The following is a 21,816-nucleotide window of genomic DNA, read 5'->3' as shown; positions in this document are numbered from 1 at the left end:
ATGCGCCCTGACCGATTATTGGTTTATGCCTCGCGAGCCGGCCGACGGACTCCAATCGTTGGACTAGACGATCTCGGCCACGCAGTTGGGCCGGTGGAAATGGATCAGAGCCTATCAGACCGCCAGTCCTGCCCTGCGGAGACCTTCAACGCGATGGTTAAAGTCCTGGGGGTTTTTGAATGGAAGGACGCGGCGGCGCCGCTCGATAGAAAAGTCAGGGTTTATCCGGAGCGCCGTCTCCCAAGCCTGTCGACTTTCCTCCAGCCGGCCTAGGTGTCCTAAACATGACGCAAGCAGCGCGTAGGCGGTCTCCGATTGGGAGTTTCGTGCCAGGCGCTGCGTGATCGCAAAAATCGCTTGCTCATACTCGCCGAGAGAAAAGCGTGCATCGGCGAGAAACTGGAGAAGAACTTCTGGATAATGCGGGTCCAAGCGCATGGAAGCGTCAAGTGTCTCAAGGGCATCTGCGGGATCGCCAGAGAATATCTGGATATGGGCCATCAACATGAGGAGTTCGGCGGAGTTGGGCGAAAGCACGAGGCCTCGTTGCGCCTCTGTCCGCGCCCTCTCCAGTTCCCGATTCCACATGCAAGCCATCCCCAGCGCGAAGTGGCCGTCGGGCTGTTCTTCGGCCATCTCCACTGCCTGCTGCGCGAGTTCCAGTCCAAAGCGCAGCGACTCCTCCGGATCGGTGCTCCAGGCGTTGACGTAGTCGAGCACATGGGTGAAAGAAATGAGTGCCTGGGCTGCGACATATCCTGGATCGATAGCGATCGCGTCGGTCGCCAAGCTGCGAGCTGCGACATTTCCGGTTCGGGAATGTGTCGACGCCTGCTCCCGCCCCCGCAAGAAGAGTTCATACGCCTGGACATCGACTGCGCGCGCCCGAGTTAACCGATCCTGATCGCCACGCGTGAGGTTCAGTTTGAGCGCGGCCACGATCTCCTGTGTGAGTTCATCCTGAACCGCAAAAATGTCGCTCAGGTCACGGTCATACCGGCTGGCCCAGACATGCCCGCCGCTGCTTGCATCGATCAATTGCGCTGTGACACGAACCCGGTTGCCGGCCTTGCGCACGCTGCCCTCGAGCACGTAGCGGACACCAAGCGCCCTGGCCATCTGTGGAACAGAGGCTGCTGCATTCTTGTATACGAAAGAGGAGTTGCGGGCGATCACGTGCAATTCAGACAGCTTCGAGAGGTCGGTGATGATGTCCTCGCTAATGCCGTCGGAGAAATATTCCTGTTCGGCATCGCCGCTCATGTTGTTGAACGCCAATACGGCAATGGAGATTTTATCAGGATTGGCCGCAGTCAAAGGTAGTTCCGTTGCAGTCGGCGGCGTCCGTACCGCCGCCGGGGGGGCTGTTCCGATCTGGAGGGAATAGACCCGCATCGGCTCTGCAATATTTTTCAGATGGAGCTGGCCGAGATCAGTCACCGCAAAATCAAGCCGCGCTTTCACCTGGCGGTAAGCATCTTCGGAGAGACAGATCGTGCCGGGCTTGGCAATTCCTTCTAAGCGCGCAGCGATATTGACGGCGTCGCCCATTAAATCGCCGTCGCTCTCCTCGACTACGTCCCCCACATGGATCCCGACGCGGAACTCGATGCGCTGCTCACCCGACACGCCGGTATTGCGATCGATCATGGCCGTCTGCACCTCGATCGCGCAGCGCACGGCGTCCACGACGCTACGGAACTCGATAAGAATTCCGTCCCCGGTACGCTTGACCACGCGGCCATGATTGACGTCGATTGTCGGCTCGATCAGATCGCTGCGCAGCGTCCGCAGCCGCGCTAAGATGCGATCCTCGTCCGCACCAGCAAGACGGCTGTAACCGACTACATCCGCAACCAGGATCGCCGCAAGTTTTCGCGTCTCACTCATAGCTCCAGTTCCCGTCGACCCAGATTAGCACATAGGCCAGAGAATGCCTCAGCATAGGAATGAATTTATATGAGGTTTAGAGGTGAGGGGGCCGTCCGTTCGAGAAAATTGCGCCTAAGGTCTGCGGCGAGCGGATTGATCGCGAGCAACCCGCCCTTCCTCCTTTTAGGAGCACGGATGTGGCGACCGTCGAGGGAGACCAGGCTTCGGAGTGACCTCAGTTCCTCGATGACGGGGCGCCATGCGCCCGAACTCCACTCGCACAATCTGGAGTAGTCAGCCCGGACGCCGGAGCGTTGGTGCATTGCCAACGAATTGCGCTCATTTCGGCGAGGGTCATCGCAGTAGCCTTCTCGAGTTCGGCGGTCGGCATTGCCGGCACTCAATGAGGACTTGCAGGAGGTCGTATGACGATTTTGCTCACATCAACACCTTCCGGCTCGTCGACTGCATAGGCCACCGAGCTGAAACATACTTCCAGACAGGACGGGGTTCCTGTTGTCCTCAACGCACGAATTTGTCGGCGAAGGCGTGAGCGCCGATGCCAAATCCTCTGCCGGCATGGTTAGGCGTCTCGCTTCGGGAACTGAGAGCCCTGCCGATTATAATTTTCAAGGCGATCAGGACCGGCGCCGCGGCAATGAAGAAAAGGGAAAGAGTAAGAAATGCGGCGTCGAAGGCGATGATGCTCGCCTGTGCAGTCACTTCTCTTGTGAGGATCTGCACAGCAGCTTTAGCAGCGACACTCAACTCCATCCCACGCGAGATGAGGCTATTGGTCAGCAGGGCAAGTCGTTCGGTTACAGCCACGCGGCCCGGGACGATGTGTGTGGCGATGACGCCCTTATTCAAAGCCGTTTGGTGATCGAGAAGCGTCTGCATGAATGCCACGCCGAAAAGCCCGCCGGTCTGGCGGCCGACATTGAAGAGCCCAACCCCGTAGGCGATTTGCGGCCCCTCAAGATCCAGCAACGTGATCAGAGTGATCGACAGAAAGAGGAAACCTAGTGCAAGACCACGCAGGAGGATGGCCGGCATCAAGTCCGAAAAGCCGCTTTCGCCGTTGGAACCCGATAGCATCCACATGGCTACGATAAAGCCGAGGATACCGAAAGGTACCGTGATGATCGGTGGGAGCTTGCGCCGCCTGACCAGGAAGGTGGTCAGGAGCAGTGCGCCAATGAACATCAGTGTGCTGGGGAGGAGCAGCATGCCCGCTTCAGTCGGAGTCATGCCAAGCACGGAAATGGCAAAGGACGGTATGAGATAGGCGCTGCCGAACAGCGCGAAACCGGCTGCAAAGCTTGCGATGAAGCCAAACGCAAATCCGCTGTTCCGGAAAGTCGCAAGATCAAGAACGGTATCGGAGCCCGTCGCGCAAAGCTGAAAGGCTATGAACAAGAGCAAGGATGCGACGCCCACGAACACCAAGTGCACGATCATCGGCTCTTCCCACCAATCCCAACGGCTGCCTTGATTGAGGACGTAGGTCAGACAAAATGCGGCGATGGTAAAGAGCACTGCACCGGACCGGTCTAGTCTAACTGCTCGTGTCTGCGCATCAGCGCCAAGATCCGTCGACGCAAGAAGTGCTAGCGCCACCAGGCCGATTGGCACGATGCTCAGGAATATCCATGTCCACGACAGGCTGTCGAGCAGCCACCCCTGCATGTAGGGCGTGAGCGTTGCAGGTGCGACCACCGCTCCGAAGGCAAAAAAGCATTGAACGACAGGCTGAAGAGAACGGGAGAAGGTCTGGAACAGCAATGTCTGTCCGCTCACCAGGAGCGCTCCTCCGGCCAGCCCTTGAAGCAATCGCAGAAGCACGAGGGTATCGAAATTGTAAGTCAATGCGGCCGCTCCACAGACGAGCGTCATGATCCCTGTCGCGGCGCGAAGGCACGTCTGTGATGAAACCCTGCCCATGAGCCAGGGCGTCAGCATAAAGGCGGTCAGCTTGGCGGCCGTATATCCAACTTCCAGCAGCGCGAACTGGTCGAGGGTGGCTGAGGTATCGCCGATCATGTCGAGCCGGGCCGTCGACAAGACCGTGCCAGCCACCGCCTCAGTGAGGGCGGCGAAAACAATGCCGGCAACCACAAGCAACGTCGGCATGGTTCCGTAGGAGGTTCTGGTGTTGACCGGTGCGACGCGGTCCGGATCGATGACTCCAAGCTTCATGACGTTTCCCCCTCTTCTACGGTGCGGATCGATACACGGGCAGAAAGACCAGGCACGAGGCGCACCTGCGACGGGATACTCGTCAGCCTGATCTTGACTGGCACGCGCTGAACGACACGAACGAAATTGCCTGTCGCGTTGTCCGCCGGGATCAGACTGAAGGCAGCGCCGCTCCCGGGCGCGAGACTGTCGACTACGCCCCGAATCTCGGCATGGGGGTAGCCGTCAACTGAAATACGCACCGGCTGGCCCACACGAATATGCTTAAGTTCAGTCTCCTTGAAATTGGCAACTATCCAAATGTCACGGATAGGGACGATGTCGAGCATCGGCGTTCCAGTGGTGACAAATCGGCCGACACGCACCTGACGATTGCCGACGACGCCGCTCACCGGGGCGCGCACCGTCGTGTTGTCGAGATCGATCTGAGACAATGTACGAGCAGCCTCAGCTTGAGAAAGCGCTGCCTGGGCAGCATCTCTTTGGGCGGCCAGAACGTCCAGCTTTCTATTCTGGGCCTCAATTCCTGCTTGTGCGGCGCTGACAGAAGCGTCAGCTTGGGCGATGCCCGCCTCGCTTTCTTCGAACTTTGCCTGGCTGACAGTGCTGGCGCGTATTAGCGCGCGATATCGGTCGAAACTCTGCGTCGCCAGTGTCTGAGCGGCGAGTGCGGATTGGAGCTGGGCTTCACTTTGAGCGATTACGGCTTTCTGGAAGCGTGTCTCGGCTTCCAGATTCACGAGAGCAGCACGGGCGGAAGCAACATTGGCATCTGCCTGAGCCAGCCGAGCCCTGTAGTCCTTGTCGTCGATACGAAAGAGAATATCGCCTGCCTGGACCATGGCATTGTCGGTAACGCCCACCTCAAGGACATAGCCTGCGACCTTCGGCGCCAGAGAGGTGATGTCGGCCCGGACATAGGCGTTGTCGGTTACCTCCTCAAAACGGCCCGTCGTCACCCATTGCCATCCCCAGGACCAAATAAGCCCCGCGATAAGGGCAGCCAAAGCCCCCAGAGTTCCGATTTTGATCGTGTTTCGCATCTGCGGATCCTAACTGGTACTGATCGTTACCATTGACAAGTACGGTAACGTACCGTATCCGTCAAGTGACAACAAAAGGATGGACGGGATGGCTACCAGGACAGCAAAACGATCGTCCTCAGATGAACGGCGATCTGCGATTCTGCTGGCCGCTGCCACCGTATTTTTCGAGCAGGGCTATGCCGCTACCAGCGTGGATGCGATCATTGATCGCGTCGGCGGGTCGAAACGAACTATCTACAGTGAATTTGGAAGCAAGGAAGGCCTGTTCACTGCCTTGGTGTCCGAGGGAGCCGATAATGCGCTAAGCACGTTGGCAGTCGAAGAAATCGTCGGTCGCAATCTCCGTGACACGTTGATGCAATTCGCTCGCAAGCTTGTTGAAGTCTACATGTCGCCCACGATGATCGGCGTGTACCGTGCAATCATGGCGGAGGCTTTTCGCTTCCCTGATCTTGCCAGGGCCTTCTATGATCGAGGACCCGGTCGCGCCTCTTTTCGTCTCGCCGAGGTTCTGGAAGAGGCGAGGGAACGGGGCGAAATCGAGGTTGAGGACTGCAAATTGGTTGCAGATCATTTTGCCGGTATGTTGCGCGATAATACACACCTGCAAGTCGTGCTCGGCTTGCGCCCACCCTTGGGTCCTGAGGCGATAGAGGAAGTCGTCGGTTCGATCGTGGCGATTTTCCTCGATGGAATTCAAAAACGAACCGCGCCGGTGGCTAACGACCTCCCGCCACGCGCGAAGGCCCTGGGGTGAGCCCGCAAGCAGTCCAAACTACCCTACCTGGCACTTGAGAACGCTCTGGGGCGTGGGGACGCGCTGGTTGGCATAGCTGAACACGCTGTCGCTTGCGTATTCCGTTGCAAGGCGGGCTCCTTGTTTCTACCTGCTGCTTGCTCATCCTCGGGCAGTGGCGCGCATCCGTCATCTCCCGGCACTTCGGGAAAGCGCCTTTCTCGCCAATCGGCCTTTGCCTGTTCTATTCGCTCGGCATTGGTGGAAACGAAACGAGCATCGTGATGCACGGTCGTCCCCGCTACCCTACCGATATTGCATTTGCCGGATTTCAGGACGGTATCATGATGAGTAATGTGCTGTAATCACGCCAGTGCGGTGTATCGGCGTTCGCCTTGCCTGCTATAACTCGGAGTGATACAGTCCGTGTAATGGCGCATTTGACGGTTAGCGTGGAATATGGATTGCACTGCCTGCTCTGGCTCGTTGGTTCGCCCGAGGCGCCGGTGAGCAGCCGTGACCTGGCTGACTTCCAGGGGATTTCTCCAAGCTTCGTGGCCAAGATATTCCCGAAGCTCGAGAAGGCCGGAATCGTGCGGGCCTCGGAAGGGGTGCGGGGCGGATATCTGCTTGCCAAAGCGCCCGAGAGTGTCAGCATTTTGGATGTCGTCGATGCGATCGAGGGCCAAAAACCACTCTTTGATTGCCACGAAATTCGCGGACGCTGCGCTGTATTCGGTCACCAGCCGCCGGAGTGGGCAACGGCAGGGGTCTGCGCGATCCATGCGGTGATGCTCAATGCGGAGAAGGCAATGAGGGATTCTCTGGCCAGTCAGTCGCTGGCGGATGTGGGACGCGTCGTGGGCCGCAAGGCGCCGCCTGATTTTTCGAATGAGGTTCGTGATTGGTTTGACGAACGGACGAAGTCTCGTCGCCGAAAGCCCGCGGCGTGATCCGTCTTGCTGAGGGCTGCCCAAGTGCCGCCGGAGCTCGGGAGACCAATTCTGCTTCAGCCTCAGGCGACGGCTGAAATGCGTGACGTCGGGGAAGCAGAAGGAGATGTGGCAATGAAGCGAGATATTAATCGCCCGCCCGGGAGCCAGGATTGGACGCAATCACAGCCGGAACATTGGTGCGCCGACGGCAAGACTTTCGTTTTCAGAGCTTGCCGCCTACGGAGGTAGTCCCATGACAACGCTCGCCGCAGATTGCGATTGCCCGTTGGTTCTCGTCGTTGACGACGACGAGGAGGTTCGGAACTCGCTTCAGGAGCTCATGTTGTCCGTCGGTCTCGAAGTCAGTTGTTTTGCCGCGCCGTGCGAACTGCTGGAAGCGGAGCTTCCCGAGAGGCCTGGCTGCCTGGTGCTTGACGTTCGCATGCCAGGATCGAGCGGCCTGGACCTTCAGTCTGAACTCGCTGCGAGGGGCAGTCCAAAGCCTATTATCTTCCTGACCGGCCATGGCGACATTCCGATGACGGTGCAGGCGATGAAGGCCGGAGCCGTCGATTTCCTTACAAAGCCCGTTCGAGACCAGACCCTGCTCGACGCGGTGCTAGCCGGGATCGAACTTGATCTCGCGCAACGGGCACAAGCGCAGACCATCAAGCAGCATGTCGGGCGGTTTGCGACGTTGACGCCGCGCGAACGGCAGGTCCTGCGCGAAGTCGCCCGCGGTCGCCTCAATAAGCAGATTGCTTTCGATCTTGGAATCAGCGAGATCACCGTGAAGCTCCATCGCAGCAACGTGATGCGTAAGATGCGGACCATTTCTGTCGGTGAGCTTATCCGCGCCTGGGATACGCTGCCCGTCGACCTTCGCGAAAAGTGCCAACCCTAGACATGGGTTTGTGGAGGGATTAGGCGGCACTTTTAAAAGGCGCTCTGAGAAGCCCCGGTTGCAAGGCTGTCCCTTTGTTCGAGCCGCCTGTCATTGCGGTGGTTGAAGGACCGGCCCTTCAAGGCGGCGGAGATTTGGTTCCAGAACGGGCGCTTCGTCTCTATGATCTACGGCCCTTTGACCCGGCAAAAGCCGCTCGAAAACAACGCGTCGGCGATGGAGAGTTGCTCGCGCTGTCGTCCACATTTTTCGTTCGCCATCTCACGTACCGGGAACCTGCGAAGGTCTCAGTGGAGACGCTCGTGAGTCGGAATATCATCTCGTGCGATCCCAATGACGAGCTCCATGCAGCCTGGGAGATCATGGTGGCGCGTCGGCTTCAAAACATGCCGCTCCAGCCCCCGTCCTTCCTGAACTGCCTGGGGACCCAAAAAAGGGGCTCACCGACAAGCTGCCGGACCCTATTCTTCGGAATAGGTGTTTTTGTTGCGTGCTTCCAAGTATCCTAAGTACATAAGCCCAGGACCTATCCCGGCTTTCGTGAGGAGGGTCCACAATAACCATGGGGCACGCTGGGATTAAGTTGGGGTATGATAGTTCAGGCCGGATATTGGGTAAAAGTGCCGGGCCAAGCGCTGACAGTGCCCAGGCTTCCTTTGTACGACAGGAGCAGCCGATGATGTGCTTCTGGTCGCATCGCCCCCAATTCTTCCACCTGGGGCTTTTCATTGCGGCTTATGTGTTGGGTTGCGGATTCGCCCAGTCGCTCGCAATCGTACCTGGAACAGGTATCTCCATTTGGCCTGCGAGCGGCCTTTTCATTGCCACGCTTGTCGTCGCCTCCAGGTACAGCTGGCCGTGGTGGGTGCTGGCGGGGTGCCTGGCTGAACTGTTCAGCAATTTCTTGTGGTTCCACAGTCCGCTGCCTGCAGCCTTCCTGATCTATATCGGCAACGCGCTGGAAGCGGGGGTTGGCGCTTGGCTTGTGAACCGGACCTGCAGGCGGCCGGTTCGGCTGGAAACCTTGCAGGAAGTTCTCGCATTCGTCGTACTGGCCGCGGGAATTGCGCCAGTCGTAGGCGCGACGGTGGGAAGTGCGACACTTGCGTGGTTTGGCATACAATCGCAGACCTTCGTGGCGGCTTGGCCACTATGGTGGATCGGAGACGCCACCGGGATCCTAATCGTAGCGCCACTGGCGCTGGTCGTGTTCCAGAACTGGCGCGGCAGGACCGAACTACCGGCCGCGCGATGGATGGAAGCTTGCGTCCTGGGGCTGATCTTTCTGGGTGTCGGCGCCCTTTCCTTGAGCGGTTACCTGCCCTTTGCCTACATCATCATGCCGCCTCTTCTTTGGGCTGCGGCGCGCTTTGAGTTCAGAGGCGCCGCCGTCGCCTTGACCCTCCTTGCTCTGATCACGGCGGTATTCACGATATCCGGCGACAGCCAATTTGCCGGCGATGCCGAGTCCTTGAAGCACAAGCAGATCATGCTGCAGCTTTTTCTGGCCACCTCCGCATTTTCTGCGCTCATCGTGGCCGCTATATCCCGGCAGCATCAGCTGGCGCTGCTCACCTTGCACCAAAGCGTGGAGACATTGCGCGACCGGGAGCGGGAGCTCTCGCAGCTCGTGGACATGGTTCCCGTCCAGATCAGGCGTCTGACGCCTGAAGGCAAGCCGACCTTCTTCAATAAGCGCTTGCTTGATTTCTTCGGATTGAACGACGTGGCCGAACTGGATAGGCCGGACATGAGCCGGATGGCGGCAGCCATAAAGTCCCTTGTCCATCCCGAAGATGCAGCCCGTCTGCTAGAGACGGTCCGACACTCCCTGGCCACCGGTGAGCCTTACTCCATGAAATATCGTATGCGTCGCGCGGACGGCGCGTATCGCTGGGTCGATGGCCGCTGGGAACCGTTGCGGGATGAAGGCGGCGTGATTGTGCAATGGCTGGCGATTTCGATCGATATCGATGACGAGGTGCGTGCACAGGAAGCATTGCGCGAAAGTGAGCGGAAGCTCCGGCAGCTAATCGACGCCGTGCCCGCTCTTATCTGGAGCACGACGCCTGAAGGGAGCCCGTCCTACATCAACAAGCGGCTCATAGACATGGTCGGCGTCACGCTCGAAGACTTGACCGCGTCGGACGCCTCGCGGTCCTTGGCCGATGTCCACCCGGACGACAGGCAGGCGGTGGAGCAGGCGCTCGCGCGCTCGTTCGAGACTGGTACCTCTTTCGTGATGAAGTATCGTCAGCATCGGGCAGATGGAACCTATCGCTGGACCGAGGGGCGTGCGGAGCCGCTGCGGGACCCCCAGGGCCGGATCGTGCAATGGTATGGCGTCTGCCTCGATATCGATGACCTGGTGACGGCGCAGGAGGCCTTGCAGCAAAGCGAGCGTCGCTACCGCGACCTGTTCCACTATATGCCGATCGGGCTCTCGCAGGTGGGCGCCAGCAAGCTTATTCCCTTGTTCAAGGAGTTGCGGGCGCAGGGCGTGACGGAACTCCAGACCTATATCGACGAGCACCCCGAATTCCTGCCGCGCGCCGTGGAAGCTCTGGAGGTTGAAGAGGTCAACCAACATATCATCGAGATGTTCGGTGCAAAAAATGCCGTGGAGATGCACGGGCCAATTACCCGCTACTGGCAGCCGAGCATTTCCACCATACGTCGCTCCATTGAGGCGCGTTATCGCGGCGAGGAGGTCTTCCAGGAGGAGACCCAGGTGGCGCGAATGGATGGCAGCGTCATCGACGTCCTTTTCACAACCGCCCGTCCAGGCGCCGTCGCCGACAAGAGTCTGGTCGGATTTATCGATATTACAGAGCGCAAGAAGGCTGAAATGGCGCTGCTCAACCGGGAACGGGAGTTCTCGCAGCTCGTCGACATGGTTCCAAGCCTGCTCTGGCGGCTAAGTCCAGAGGGCGAGCCGGTTTTCTTCAGCAAGCGCATGATCGAGTTCTTCGGTTTGGACGTGGGGGATTACGATAGGCCGGAATCGAGCGGGCTGGCCGCCGCCATAGCAGCGCTCGTCCATCCCGATGATGCAACCCGGCTGGCTGAGGCGCTCAATCACTCTTTCGCCACCGGCGAGGCTTTTTCCCTGAACTATCGCCTGCGCCGTGCGGATGGGGTCTATCGCTGGATGTCGGCCCGCGCTGAGCCGCTGCGCGATGATGGCGGGCGCATCCTGCAGTGGTACGGCCTCTGTCACGACATCGAAGATCAAATGCATGCCGAGGAAACGCTGCGAGAGAGAGAGCGTTTTCTCTGGCAGCTGGTTGAAACGCTGCCGGCCCTGATCGATTGCGCGGCGCCGGATGGCGAGCCGGTCTATCGCAGCCAGCAGCTCCGCGAATTCCTCGGATACGAGCTTGAAGAACTGGACGGCGCAGGAAAGTCCCGGCTGGCCGGCACACTTGACGCCGGCGTTCATCCAGACGACGTCGCGGGCGTCAAGGAGCAGTACGCCCATTCTCTGTCCACCGGTGAGCCCTATGCGCGGAGACACCGTCTGCGGCGCTTCGATGGTGAGTATCGCTGGGTCGAAACGCGCGCAGCGCCAATGCGCAACGCCGACGGCGCCATTGTGCAGTGGAACGTCATCTGCCTGGATATCGACGGTGAGGTTCGTGCTCAGGAAAAGTTGCTGCTAGCGCAAGAGAGCCTCGCCCGCGCAAGCCAGGCGGCCAGTCTTGCCGAACTTTCGGCATCCATCGCGCATGAGGTCAATCAACCCCTGGCGGCGGTGATGAATTATTCAAGCGCCTGCCAGCGTTGGCTCACAGCCGAGCCACCGAATATCGAGCGAGCTCAAAAAACGGTCGAGCGTATCATCCACAGCGCAAATTCCGCCGCCGACGTCGTCAGCCGCATTCGCGCCTTGTTCAGACAGTCATCGGACACGAGAGATTGTACGACCCTCGGCGGCGTCATCGCCGAGGTGCGCGAACTCGTAGCCGAGGAGGCGTCACGGTGCCGCGTCCGCATGAGCATCGAGGTCGAGGACGATCTTCGGCTTGTCGCGTTCGATCGCGTCCAGGTTCAGCAGGTTATGATCAATCTCATTCGCAACGGCATGGACGCGATGGCGTCAGTTCAAAATGACAGGGTTCTTCGGGTGCGGGTACATCGGATGTGTGACATGGTTCAGACTGAGATCAGTGATCATGGCCGTGGCGTTCAGTTTCCTGACAAGATATTCGAGCCGTTCTTTACGACGAAAGAGAACGGGATGGGCATGGGGCTTGCGATCTGCCGTTCGATTGTCGAGGCGCATGGTGGACAGCTATGGGCCGAGAATAACGAACCACACGGAGCGAAATTCATCTTCACATTGCCGGCCGAAGTGAACACAGCTCCATGACAACAAATGATCCATTCGGATGGAGCGTGAATGACGATGCGCGCATCCGAACAGCGTTCAGACAGGCGGCAATCGGCCAGGAACGGGAGAAGACCCGAGCGTCCTGAACTTGATGCGCCGAGGAAGCGAGCCGCTTTACGGGGAGCGGTGTCTTAACAGATAGGCCACTCCAGAACTGCGGATCAGCGGGGTCATGCAGAAAATCCAAAAAGGAGCGTTATGCGGGGGAAACCGGAGTTGGAAATGTCAACAACTCACTCGCGTCAAGCGAGAGGGAGCAGAGCATGAGCAAAAAAAGACCTGTCGTGGCGGTTGTTGATGACGACCCAAGGGTACTTGAGTCGCTGGAAGAACTCCTGGAGTCCGGGGGCTACGTGGCACGCAGCTTTTCTTCCGCAGAATCGCTGCTCACGAGCGGGCTGTCAGGTGTGGATGTCCTCATCACCGACATAGGAATACCAGGCACGGATGGCTTTCAACTTCGTGACTTGGTGAAGAAGGCGCATCCGGAATTGCCGGTGTTCCTGATCACGGGCCGCCATGAGATCGCGGATCAGGGTCGCGCCCAGGGCATCAGCGGTTTTTTTCGTAAGCCCTTCGATGGTCGAGTGCTGCTTGCGGCCATCGGCGAGGCCTTAGGCAGTTGAAAAAGAATTCATCGCATCCTGAAAACGCTTTCGTAAGATCGGCACTGAAGCTTCCGGCCGTTCACGGTCAGCGAGTGACCGCACTGATTGCCACTGCGCCGGGTGCATGGTGAGTGCGCGGAGCGGTCGAAGGTATTTTCATGGCGCATTTGCCAGCGAGCCGGTCGGCACTTTCAGCCTTTCATTGCTGGAGCGATTGAAGACTTTAGACATCTCAATGCAGCTGAGGCGATCTTCCCTGGATAAAAGACGCCTGTCACGGTGACCGGCCGCCCACACAAATGGCTGGCGGGCCCCTTCGTGGCTGGGCCGAGGCGAATGAGGAGCTCTCCAGATGCCGTTGGTGGAGGCTTCCGACAAAACTAGCGCATCAATGATCGTGACGTCGGTGAAAGCCTCAGCACCTCGTTCGCCCGCCACGTGCGTTGCATAATTTGCGGTTCGAGTTCCTCGGTCCACTTCCGCGACGCTGCAAGGGCGCCGAGATGAGTGGCATAAGCTTGCGGCGTCGCGAAACGGTAGAGAGCGACAAAGACCGATTCTCCTTCTCGGATCGGGAGCCTTGGGAACGTGTTGGCGCCGTGTTCGCTCATGAAGGTTGCAGGGACAGTCGCGCCACTTTCGAGAAGCGGTAAGCGTAGCTCATTTTCGAAGAAGGCAGCAAAAGCATCCTCTTTACCCGGCGCAGTGTAATGGATCGCGCAAAGAAACAGCGCGGACGATTGCAAAGTGCTGCCGCAGCGCGGCCGCTCTGTGGCGGACAGCTGAAAAGTCGGGTCGAGGTTGGCAGGTCGCAGCAGCAGAACATTGTCGGAATTGACCATTGTGCCGTTGGCGACATCACGATGGCGCGCCCAGACGGGACCTCCGTAAAAGCGGCCGAGCGCCTCTCTTCGCGACTCCATATTCGCAAAGCCGCGCAGCCAGACGAAGCTGTCGCTATCATCGAGATCGCGAAACTGAGCCACGACGCGTATGCCAGCCTCCTCCTGTGTCTCCAGGAATTCTCGATCGAAAACGTCGATCAGCGTTTCGCGCGCACCCGGATGGAGACGGTACTGGCGGAGTTCAAAGACTGAATCGGCTGGCGTGGCGTTACACATTGATCCCTCAAAAAAACAGGATAGCTGTCCTGTTTGTTAATTACAGGTCGATTGTCCTGTTTGTCAAGTTATGCTACAGAACCTTTCAATGGCGAAAGGTCTGCAGAAGCGAAGAACGAATGATCCGGAAGGCGTAAGAAAGCGAATTGTCGACACCGCTTTCAACGCCTTCACCACCCGTGGCTACGGCGTTACGACCGTTCAGGACCTGAAGGCGGCGGCGCGCGTAACAGGTGGAGCGTTCTCACATCACTTCCCGACCAAGAAGGAGCTGGGTCTTGCAGTTTTGAACGGCAATGTCGCCGACGCGGTCGAGGAAACCTGGATCAAGCCGATATCACAGGCTAAGGCGGCATCCGACGGCATAGAAGCCATATTCACCAAGATCATCCGAGAACTGGATCAACAGGGCTTTGTGTCTGGATGTCCGCTTGGCAACATGGTGAGCGAACCGGCTGGACAAGACGGCGCCATGCGGGAGGCCGCCATCGCAATCCTCGACCAATGGAGAAGCGAACTTGCGCAAAAGATCCGCGCGGATCAACTCGCCGGACGCTACGCTCACCTTGATGCCGAGGCCGCAGCAATCTTCATAATTGCATCATACTGGGGGGCAATGGGGATCGCGAAGGCAAGCCAAAGCAGTTCTGCTCTCAAAGACTGCGGCCAGGAACTATTGAAATACCTTGATCTTTGTCCGGGCCAGAAACCATGAAACGACAGCGGCGAAAGGTCCGCAGCGCGCATCTTGACGGCTCCGACGTATTCAGGCGGCATCTCCTCCGACACTGGCTGATGGAAGCGGTCAGTGTCTGCAGCTATTCCCCGGCTCTGCGTAAAGCTATGCTGGCGCTGGTGCGTATGGATCACCATGGCCGTTCTGGGCTCAATCGGGAGTCACCATTGTGACTGAGAATGAAGTAGATGTGGCGATCATCGGCGCTGGCGCGGCCGGCATAGCGGCGGGCCGGCACCTCATGGCCGCGCGATCGGACCTTTCGCTCGTCGTTTTGGAGGCGTCCGCACGTATAGGAGGGCGAGCGCGGACCGAGCATTTCGGTGCGGGACTGGGCGCCCTTGACGTCGGATGCGGATGGCTGCATGGGGCAAGAACGAATTCCTGGACGGCGATCGCCCGAAAACTTGGGTTTACGATCGATGACACCCGCGCCCCATGGGACGAGGGGGGACGTAAGCTGGAAACAAACGACGACGCCCGGTCCGCAATCGGCGCCCTCGAAGCATTCTTTGAGAGGATCAATTCCCATGAGGGCGAGGATACGGCGCTTTCGAGCATGCTGCCGGCCGGCGGCAGGTGGAACGAGTACGTCCACGCGGTCGGTGGCTTCATCACGGGAGCCGGACTTGATAGATCGTCGGTTGTCGACCTCCAGCGGTATGAGCCCGGTCCCGGTCCCGACTGGCGAGTGCGTGAAGGCTATGGAACGGTTGTTTCCGCCTATGGCAGACCGCTTGCGATCGAGCTGCAGACCGCCGTGGAACGCATCGATCATCGCGCAGCGGATCATGTCGGTATTTTGACATCGAAAGGTCACTTCCGTGTCAAGGCAGTAATCGTCACCGTCTCCACGAATGTGCTTGCGAGTGAGCGCATCGCGTTTTTCCCCTCGCTTCCGGAAAAACTCGATGCAGCCTCCCGCCTGCCCCTCGGCCTTGCGAACAAGCTGTTCATGAAGGTGGAAAGGCCAGACACCTTACCGCTGGACAGTCATCTTCTTGGCTCCTATCGCGAACGCCGGACAGGTGCCTACCAAATCAGGCCCCTCGGAAATCCCGTTGTTGAGGGATATTATGCAGGGGATTTGGCACAGGACTTAGAACGTGGGGGACCGAAGGAGGCGTTCCAGTTCGCACTTGCGGAGCTGAAGCGCGCTTTGGGATCCGACATCGGACGGCAGCTCTCATTGATCTCCTTTTCGGCATGGGGCTCCGATCCGCACATCGGCGGCTCATATTCATACGCCAGCCCAGGCGCTGCTGATCTTCGCAGAACGCTTGCCGCTCCGCATGACAATCGCATCTTCTTTGCGGGTGAAGCCTGTTCGACTGGGCGCTATTCGACGGCGCACGGCGCATATGACACTGGAGTGATCGCGGCGCAGGAGCTTATGAAGACCATCGCCTGAAAGACGCGGGCAAGAATTTCAGCACGCGACAGGATCATGCATTCTCGCGGGGACACGAGGGATGCAGGCGCGCAATTTCAGATCTCCTCAATCTTCCGATCTTCGAGCGGCAAGACAGAAAGCTCTCGCCAGTCGATCTCCTCAAGCAGCAGATTGTACTCGTCGACGTTCAGTTCATTCTCGGAACGAAGTCGCTCAAGCTCCATGCGTTGGGCGGCAATCGAGCCCAGCGCCAGTTTTCGGTAGGTTTCAAGTGAGGAGGCTCCATCACCATTGAAAAGTGCTTTCTGCTCGATCAGAAACTTGCTTCTCAAAAGCGCCGCCTCCGGGCCGGTCTGATCCTCCAGTGCGCAGATGCCGGCCTTTGTGATCTGCGCGCGACAGGCCCGCAGCTCCTCGGCTGCCGTTGCGCGCCCGTCGAGACCCAGCCACCGGATCAAGGGCGAAAGCGTTAGTCCCTGGATGACGAGTGTTGCAAGAACCACCGCAAAAGCAGTCAGAACGACTGTATCGCGCTGAGGAAAATCGTTCGGCAGCGCGAATGCTGTCGCAAGGGTAAGCAGTCCCCGCATTCCGCACCAGCTGGCCAGAACCGCCTGCTTGATCGTCGCTGGTTCCTTTCGTCCGCGGCGGCGTGCAAGGCGGGCCAGGATACGGTTATAGCCGATGCAGACCGCAAACCGAACGAGAACGACGATCGCGACGACAAACGCAGCGAATGTGCAGGCCTGGCCGAGCTGACCCTCCGGCATGCCTGCGATGATGCCTCTGATCTGCATGCCCATTAACAGGAATGCCATGATGTTGAGGACGAAGACGACGGCACTCCAGACCGCATAGGACTGGACCCGCATGCGCGCAGATGTCGCGACGCTGCTTGCCATGGCCATGGCCGAGGCCACGACCGCAAGCACCGCCGACAGTCCCAGATGTTCGGCAAGAATCCAAACCAGATACGTCTGGACGAACTGAAGCAGGTTTCCGCCCAAGGTGCCGGACACGAAACCGGAAAGATGCTTGCCGACGAAAGCCGCCAAAATACCGAGAAGGATGCCGCCCGGAGCTGCAAGGGCGAAATGCAGGCCAACGGTAACACCGAGATTCCCCGTTGAATGTACCGCGAGCGCGGCCCCGAATATGAGGAGGGCGGCGGCGTCGTTGAAAAGGCTTTCCCCTCGCAGCACGGCATCTGTGCTGCGAGGTATCGCCACCCCTGAAAGGATCGCCGTTGCCGCTGCTGCGTCGGGTGGTGCGACAATGGCCCCAAGGACGAGCGCGGCCGCAAACGGCAAGCCGGCAAGCCATGATCCTGCAAGCGCAACGACGAATGCTGTGACAATCACGCCACCGATGGCAAAGACGAGCAACGGCAACCAGAAGCGCCGGGCAGTTCGGACTGGAAAGTCAAATGCTGCGTCCATCAGCGCGGGTGCGATGAACAAAGCAAGGGCGGTCTCAGGTTCAAGTGAGACATATGGGGTCCCCGGCACAAGCGCAGCTGCAGCGCCCGCCATCGCCAGCAGGGAAGGATAGGGAAGCGAAAGACGTCGCGAAACCTGCAGCAGCAGGATCGCCACGAGAGACAAGACGAGGAGGCTTTCAAAAAAGCTCATAATCGACACTATCCCATATGTGTGTGTCCGGCATCTCCTGAAACGATGTTGGCCGGAGTGAGTGCTTCAAAACCATCAAGCGTCGTTGCTGGGCGTCCTGTGAATCCAAAACAGGATCTCGATGTCACTCAACGCCCAGCTCGGTTGATTTCATCCTGAACCTCGCGGGAAACCCGGCGTTCAGGCCGGGGGAAGGCGAAAGCGGTCCTGGGCCGCTTGCCGCTGGGAAGACCAATTCGGTTTCACCTGAACAGCACGCCAGAGGCGTTGGCGCAAAGCCCGATCAGTGCATGAGCTTTTGGCGTTCGGCGCGCCGGTGAAGCCACTGGATAGTTGCGAGAAACAGTGTTGAGAATAGGATCAGCAGCGTTGCGACGGCAGCGATGGTCGGGCTCAGTGTCTCGCGAACGCCGCTCCACATCTGACGGGGCAGGGTGCGTTCGTCGGATTCGCTTCCCGTCATCGGCAACTCGCCGACGTCACCGAATGTGACCTATGCCTTCGGGCACGGCCACCTCGGGTTGACGCTGGCTGGCATCACCGGGCGGCTCGTGGCAGATCTCGTCTCAAAGCGGAAACCGTTGATCGATCTGACGCCGTTCCGTTCCCAGCGCTTTAGCCATTTTGGCGCAAGCCGATGATAGGCGACTGCTGGCCCAAGAATGAAAATCGACACGCCTAGGCGTGCGTCCATGATCTCCCCTAAACGGTACCACTTAATGCGTGGTTGATCGGCCGCGGCCTTGGACGGCGCTGTCTTATACGCGCTGCCATGTCGGCACTATCGACTGCAAACTGCGGCTTTCCGGACCCTCCAGGACAGGCTGCTTACAGCGGGCATCACGCTCGCCAGATCGTCATCCGGTCAGCCAGCTCGCATACCCAACCCGGCGCCATGTCCGGAAACGATGGTCGATTGAGCCAGCAAAAAAGAAGGAACAAGCACGGCGGCGTTGCAGTTAATGCTGAAAAGGTTAGGGACTCATGATGAACACGCGCCCGCAATTCGTGTCGCGAAGCTCGCAACTTCCGCCGCAGATCTACTACGTGCATCCCCTGATGTTGAAGGGTCTGGCGGCGTGGAGGGAGGTTTTTGCGCATGCGAGAGACCTTGGTTTTGACACGGTCCTGACGGCTCCACTTTTCGAACGCGGTCATAACAGCAGTGTCTTTGTCACGAAAGGCTTCGATCGCCTCGATCCCGCATTGGGGCTGGGAAGTTCTGTGACTGAGGCCGTCGGAGCCTTGGTCCGAGCCGCAACAGACAACAAGCTCAAGATCATGCTCGACCTGGCCATTGATCGGGTGGCCGTCGACGAGGCTTCAGGTTCCGTCGTCGCCGATCCACGCGTGCCGCCGCACAAAGCCGGCAGCCGGTGCATCGACCCTGCACGTGATACTGGCCATCTCGACGACTGGCTCGCTCGGATCAGGCTGCTTACCGGCCTCGGAATTGCAGGCTTTCGCTGCCTGGGCATCGCAAGCCTGGCACCGGAAGCCTGGTTCAACATTATCCTGTCGACCCGCAAGTCTGCGCCGGAAACAACCTTTCTGGCTTGGACGCCGGGCAGCGACTTCGAAGTCCGCAAGGGCCTGGAGGGAACTGGTTTTGATGGCAGCTTCTCTTCGCTGGCATGGTGGGACCTCGAGGAACGTTGGATCATGGAGGAATACCAGATCCAGCGGCAGATCGGTTATCAGATCACCTTTCCGGAAGCGCCGTTCGGCAAGCGCGTCGCCCACGGCACCGACAGCTGGGAGGTTTTACAGCGCAGAGCCGTCCGAGCATTGCGGCTGTCTTCTACATTTGCCAGCGGCCTGATGATCCCAATGGGCTTCGAGTATGGTGCTGCCGCACCGCTTGATCCGATGCATGGGGACGGGACCGGGCTGCGCGGCATTCGCGAACAGGGCGCGTTCGACCTTTCCGGCGATATCCGCGCCGTCAACGCCTGGACGAACAAGACGGCTGCCGGTTTCGCGCGTCGGCCGCTCAAGCTCATCTCCACCAGCCAAACGCCGGCCGTTGCTCTGATGCAGACGGATCAGGAGGATATGCCAAGCTCGCAGAAAGTGCGTGTCGTCGTCCTCAATCGTGACCTGCGTCGCAGCGTTGGCGCTCCGTTCAATCTTGTGCGGGAGGCCGCATCCTCATTTCTGCCGCTGAGCAACCCGCAGGCCGACGATGAGATCCTTGACGCCCAACTGAAGTTGAAACCCGGTGAGCTTCGCGTTTTCGAGGGACTGTCGTCCGTGCCCATTATTGACGCACTTGCTGTACCTGCAGCAAGCGAGGCCGCAGCGTCTGCCAGATTGGCGATCGAAAAAATCACGCCGGCGGTCGATGAGGGCCGTTTCGTGGTCAAACGCGTTGTCGGCGAAACGATAAAGGTTGAAGCCGATATTTTTGGAGACGGTCACGACCCCCTGTCGGCGGCGCTTCTCTGGCGCCCGGCCGACCAGAGCGGGTGGAACGAAGTCCGCATGGAGCTCGTCGAAAATGACCGCTGGCGTGCGGAATTCGTGACAAAGCGCCTGGGGCGGCACGAATTCGTTGTGGAAGCATGGCGCAACCCTTTCCAGATCTACCGCTATGAACTGGTTAAGAAGCACGAGGCACGTCTCGATCTCCGGCTGGAAATCCAAGAAGGCATCAATCTCGTGCTGGACGCGCTCGATCACGCCGACGGTCAGATCAAGAGCCGACTGAAAGCCTTGTTCGACGAACTGGCGGAGACGCAGGATGCACGGCGCACCGAAATCCTGCTCGCCACAGAAACCGCCGAGCTGATGGCGGCGGCAGATAGGCGTCCTTACCGGCTCCGGTCTCAAGTCATCCCGCTCGATGCCGAGCGTTCGGCTGCCGCCTTCGCAAGCTGGTACCAGATATTCCCGCGCTCCCAGAGCGGCGATGCGAATCGTCACGGCACATTTGATGATGTTATCGAGCGGTTGCCGGCCATTCGCGCAATGGGCTTCGACGTGCTCTACTTTCCGCCTATTCACCCGATCGGTACAACAAATCGCAAGGGTAAGAACAACAGCCTGCGTGCAGAATCAGGCGACCCCGGCAGTCCTTACGCGATTGGCTCGCAGGCAGGCGGCCATGACGCAATTCACCCCGAACTCGGCAGCTTCGAGGACTTTCGGCGGTTGGTCGATGCGGCCAAGGACGAGGGCCTGGAGATAGCGCTTGACCTTGCAATTCAAGCTTCTCCCGATCACCCGTGGCTAAAGCAGCATCCGGGCTGGTTCGACTGGCGACCGGATGGGACCATACGCTATGCGGAAAATCCTCCTAAGAAATACGAAGACATCGTCAATGTCGACTTCTATGCGGGTGAGGCAATCCCGTCCTTATGGATTGCGCTGCGCGACATTGTTCAAAAATGGGTCGACAACGGTGTAAAGCTGTTTCGGGTCGATAATCCGCACACCAAGCCTTTCCCGTTCTGGGAGTGGCTGATTGCTGATATCCGATCGCGGCACCCGGAGGTCATTTTCCTGTCGGAAGCCTTCACGAAACCCAAGGTGATGTACCGGCTCGCCAAGGTCGGATTCTCGCAGTCCTACACCTATTTCACCTGGCGCAACGCCAAGTGGGAACTGGAACAGTACATGCGTGAGATCACGACGGAAGAACCCAAGGAATTCTTCCGTCCGCACTTCTTCGTCAATACGCACGACATCAATCCTGACTTTCTGCAAAATGCGCCCCGTCCGGCTTATCTCATCCGTGCCGCGCTCGCAGCAACACTGTCGGGACTATGGGGGGTCTATAACGGTTTTGAGCTTTGCGAGGGTCGCCCGGACGCCAAGCGCAAGGAATATGCCGACTCAGAAAAATACGAGATCCGGGCCTGGGACTATGATCGGCCGGGCAACATCAAGTCCGAAATCACGATGCTCAACCGCATCCGCAAGGAAAACCCGGCTTTGCATTCCCACCATGGCCTGCAGCTTCTCACCGCCTGGAACGACAACATCATGTTCTACGAAAAGGCGAGCCCCGGGCGTGAGAACGCTCTGCTAATCGCTGTCAATCTCGATCCGCATAATGCCCACGAGGCAGATGTGGAAATTCCGCTCTGGTCATGGAACCTCGCAGACCATGCCGCGCTCGATCTCGAAGACCTGATCGACGGTCACAAATTCACCTTGACCGGCAAGGTTCAGCGCCTCCGGCTCGATCCGCACGCCGGGCTGCCGTTTTCGATCTGGCGTGTGAGATAAGGGAGGAAA

General features: G+C 58.9%; 13 protein-coding genes and 2 pseudogenes. 9 read left to right on the top strand and 6 right to left on the bottom strand.

Features of this window, described 5'->3' with window-relative positions; all coding sequences use genetic code 11:
* Positions 1-114: 114 nt before the first annotated feature.
* The 3 genes from BLP23_RS08600 to BLP23_RS08590 form a co-directional block, all read right to left on the bottom strand.
* Entirely contained in the window at positions 115-1,890 is a 1,776-nt protein-coding gene (locus tag BLP23_RS08600; protein WP_092584469.1) for an adenylate/guanylate cyclase domain-containing protein, read from the bottom strand.
* A 504-nt stretch (positions 1,891-2,394) separates the two neighbouring features.
* The gene (locus BLP23_RS08595; protein ID WP_233426659.1) at positions 2,395-4,071 is read right to left on the bottom strand and encodes an MFS transporter; all 1,677 of its coding nucleotides are present in this window, start codon (positions 4,069-4,071) and stop codon (positions 2,395-2,397) included.
* Complete coding sequence (locus BLP23_RS08590; protein ID WP_092584468.1) at positions 4,068-5,114, bottom strand: HlyD family secretion protein; 1,047 nt, start codon at positions 5,112-5,114, stop codon at positions 4,068-4,070. The genes BLP23_RS08595 and BLP23_RS08590 overlap by 4 nt, the downstream gene beginning before the upstream one ends.
* An 88-nt stretch (positions 5,115-5,202) precedes the next feature.
* Between BLP23_RS08590 and BLP23_RS08585 the strand changes: the two genes are divergently transcribed.
* The 5 genes from BLP23_RS08585 (at position 5,203) to BLP23_RS08555 (ending at position 12,711) form a co-directional block, all read left to right on the top strand.
* Positions 5,203-5,874, top strand: a complete 672-nt coding sequence (locus BLP23_RS08585) for a TetR/AcrR family transcriptional regulator (RefSeq protein WP_092584467.1) — start codon at positions 5,203-5,205, stop codon at positions 5,872-5,874.
* Positions 5,875-6,284: 410 nt separating this feature from the next.
* A complete protein-coding gene (locus tag BLP23_RS08575; protein ID WP_092584465.1) occupies positions 6,285-6,806 on the top strand; it encodes an RrF2 family transcriptional regulator in 522 nt (173 codons plus the stop codon).
* 235 nt (positions 6,807-7,041) lie between these two features.
* The gene (locus BLP23_RS08570) at positions 7,042-7,692 is read left to right on the top strand and encodes a response regulator transcription factor (protein ID WP_092584464.1); all 651 of its coding nucleotides are present in this window, start codon (positions 7,042-7,044) and stop codon (positions 7,690-7,692) included.
* 676 nt (positions 7,693-8,368) lie between these two features.
* Entirely contained in the window at positions 8,369-12,064 is a 3,696-nt protein-coding gene (locus BLP23_RS08560) for a PAS domain-containing protein (RefSeq protein WP_092584462.1), read from the top strand.
* Positions 12,065-12,348: 284 nt separating this feature from the next.
* The gene (locus BLP23_RS08555) at positions 12,349-12,711 is read left to right on the top strand and encodes a response regulator (protein WP_092584461.1); all 363 of its coding nucleotides are present in this window, start codon (positions 12,349-12,351) and stop codon (positions 12,709-12,711) included.
* Between the two features lie 362 nt (positions 12,712-13,073).
* On the opposite strand, the gene BLP23_RS08550 is transcribed toward BLP23_RS08555, so the two are convergent.
* On the bottom strand, positions 13,074-13,814 hold the full coding sequence (locus tag BLP23_RS08550; RefSeq protein ID WP_092584460.1) for an NIPSNAP family protein: 741 nt from the start codon (positions 13,812-13,814) through the stop codon (positions 13,074-13,076).
* A gap of 88 nt (positions 13,815-13,902) precedes the next feature.
* Here BLP23_RS08550 and BLP23_RS08545 point away from each other — a divergent pair, with 88 nt between their 5' ends.
* Together BLP23_RS08545 and BLP23_RS08540 are read left to right on the top strand one after the other, a co-directional pair.
* On the top strand, positions 13,903-14,529 hold the full coding sequence (locus BLP23_RS08545) for a TetR/AcrR family transcriptional regulator (RefSeq protein ID WP_167363852.1): 627 nt from the start codon (positions 13,903-13,905) through the stop codon (positions 14,527-14,529).
* 190 nt (positions 14,530-14,719) lie between these two features.
* Positions 14,720-15,961 carry a flavin monoamine oxidase family protein gene (locus BLP23_RS08540; RefSeq protein ID WP_233426658.1) on the top strand — a complete coding sequence of 414 codons (1,242 nt, stop codon included), beginning with the start codon at positions 14,720-14,722 and terminating at the stop codon, positions 15,959-15,961.
* 77 nt (positions 15,962-16,038) lie between these two features.
* On the opposite strand, the gene BLP23_RS08535 is transcribed toward BLP23_RS08540, so the two are convergent.
* Together BLP23_RS08535 and BLP23_RS08530 are read right to left on the bottom strand one after the other, a co-directional pair.
* Complete coding sequence (locus BLP23_RS08535) at positions 16,039-17,574, bottom strand: cation:proton antiporter (protein ID WP_092584458.1); 1,536 nt, start codon at positions 17,572-17,574, stop codon at positions 16,039-16,041.
* A gap of 283 nt (positions 17,575-17,857) precedes the next feature.
* Positions 17,858-18,022, bottom strand: a pseudogene (locus BLP23_RS08530) (ABC transporter permease); the annotation flags it as partial.
* On the opposite strand from BLP23_RS08530, the pseudogene BLP23_RS08525 reads away from it, so the two are divergent.
* Both BLP23_RS08525 and BLP23_RS08520 read left to right on the top strand, forming a co-directional pair.
* A pseudogene (locus tag BLP23_RS08525) lies at positions 18,021-18,215 on the top strand (NAD(P)/FAD-dependent oxidoreductase); the annotation flags it as partial. The pseudogenes BLP23_RS08530 and BLP23_RS08525 sit on opposite strands and share 2 nt — an antisense overlap.
* A 343-nt stretch (positions 18,216-18,558) precedes the next feature.
* Positions 18,559-21,807, top strand: a complete 3,249-nt coding sequence (locus tag BLP23_RS08520) for a maltotransferase domain-containing protein (RefSeq protein ID WP_407691774.1) — start codon at positions 18,559-18,561, stop codon at positions 21,805-21,807.
* Positions 21,808-21,816: the final 9 nt, after the last annotated feature.

This window comes from Rhizobium mongolense subsp. loessense, assembly GCF_900099775.1.
GTDB classification, from domain to species: domain Bacteria; phylum Pseudomonadota; class Alphaproteobacteria; order Rhizobiales; family Rhizobiaceae; genus Rhizobium; species Rhizobium loessense.
The sequence above is the reverse complement of the archived record's forward strand: the minus strand, read 5'-3'. Positions and strand labels throughout refer to the sequence as shown.

Coding starts and splice junctions, on each gene's coding strand:
- BLP23_RS08570 (WP_092584464.1), top strand. CDS start 7,042: ATGACAACGCTCGCCGCAGATTGCGATTGCCCGTTGGTTCTCGTCGTT.
- BLP23_RS08600 (WP_092584469.1), bottom strand. CDS start 1,890: ATGAGTGAGACGCGAAAACTTGCGGCGATCCTGGTTGCGGATGTAGTC.
- BLP23_RS08545 (WP_167363852.1), top strand. CDS start 13,903: ATGGCGAAAGGTCTGCAGAAGCGAAGAACGAATGATCCGGAAGGCGTA.
- BLP23_RS08590 (WP_092584468.1), bottom strand. CDS start 5,114: ATGCGAAACACGATCAAAATCGGAACTCTGGGGGCTTTGGCTGCCCTT.
- BLP23_RS08595 (WP_233426659.1), bottom strand. CDS start 4,071: ATGAAGCTTGGAGTCATCGATCCGGACCGCGTCGCACCGGTCAACACC.
- BLP23_RS08550 (WP_092584460.1), bottom strand. CDS start 13,814: ATGTGTAACGCCACGCCAGCCGATTCAGTCTTTGAACTCCGCCAGTAC.
- BLP23_RS08555 (WP_092584461.1), top strand. CDS start 12,349: ATGAGCAAAAAAAGACCTGTCGTGGCGGTTGTTGATGACGACCCAAGG.
- BLP23_RS08520 (WP_407691774.1), top strand. CDS start 18,559: ATGATGAACACGCGCCCGCAATTCGTGTCGCGAAGCTCGCAACTTCCG.
- BLP23_RS08585 (WP_092584467.1), top strand. CDS start 5,203: ATGGCTACCAGGACAGCAAAACGATCGTCCTCAGATGAACGGCGATCT.
- BLP23_RS08560 (WP_092584462.1), top strand. CDS start 8,369: ATGATGTGCTTCTGGTCGCATCGCCCCCAATTCTTCCACCTGGGGCTT.
- BLP23_RS08575 (WP_092584465.1), top strand. CDS start 6,285: ATGGCGCATTTGACGGTTAGCGTGGAATATGGATTGCACTGCCTGCTC.
- BLP23_RS08535 (WP_092584458.1), bottom strand. CDS start 17,574: ATGAGCTTTTTTGAAAGCCTCCTCGTCTTGTCTCTCGTGGCGATCCTG.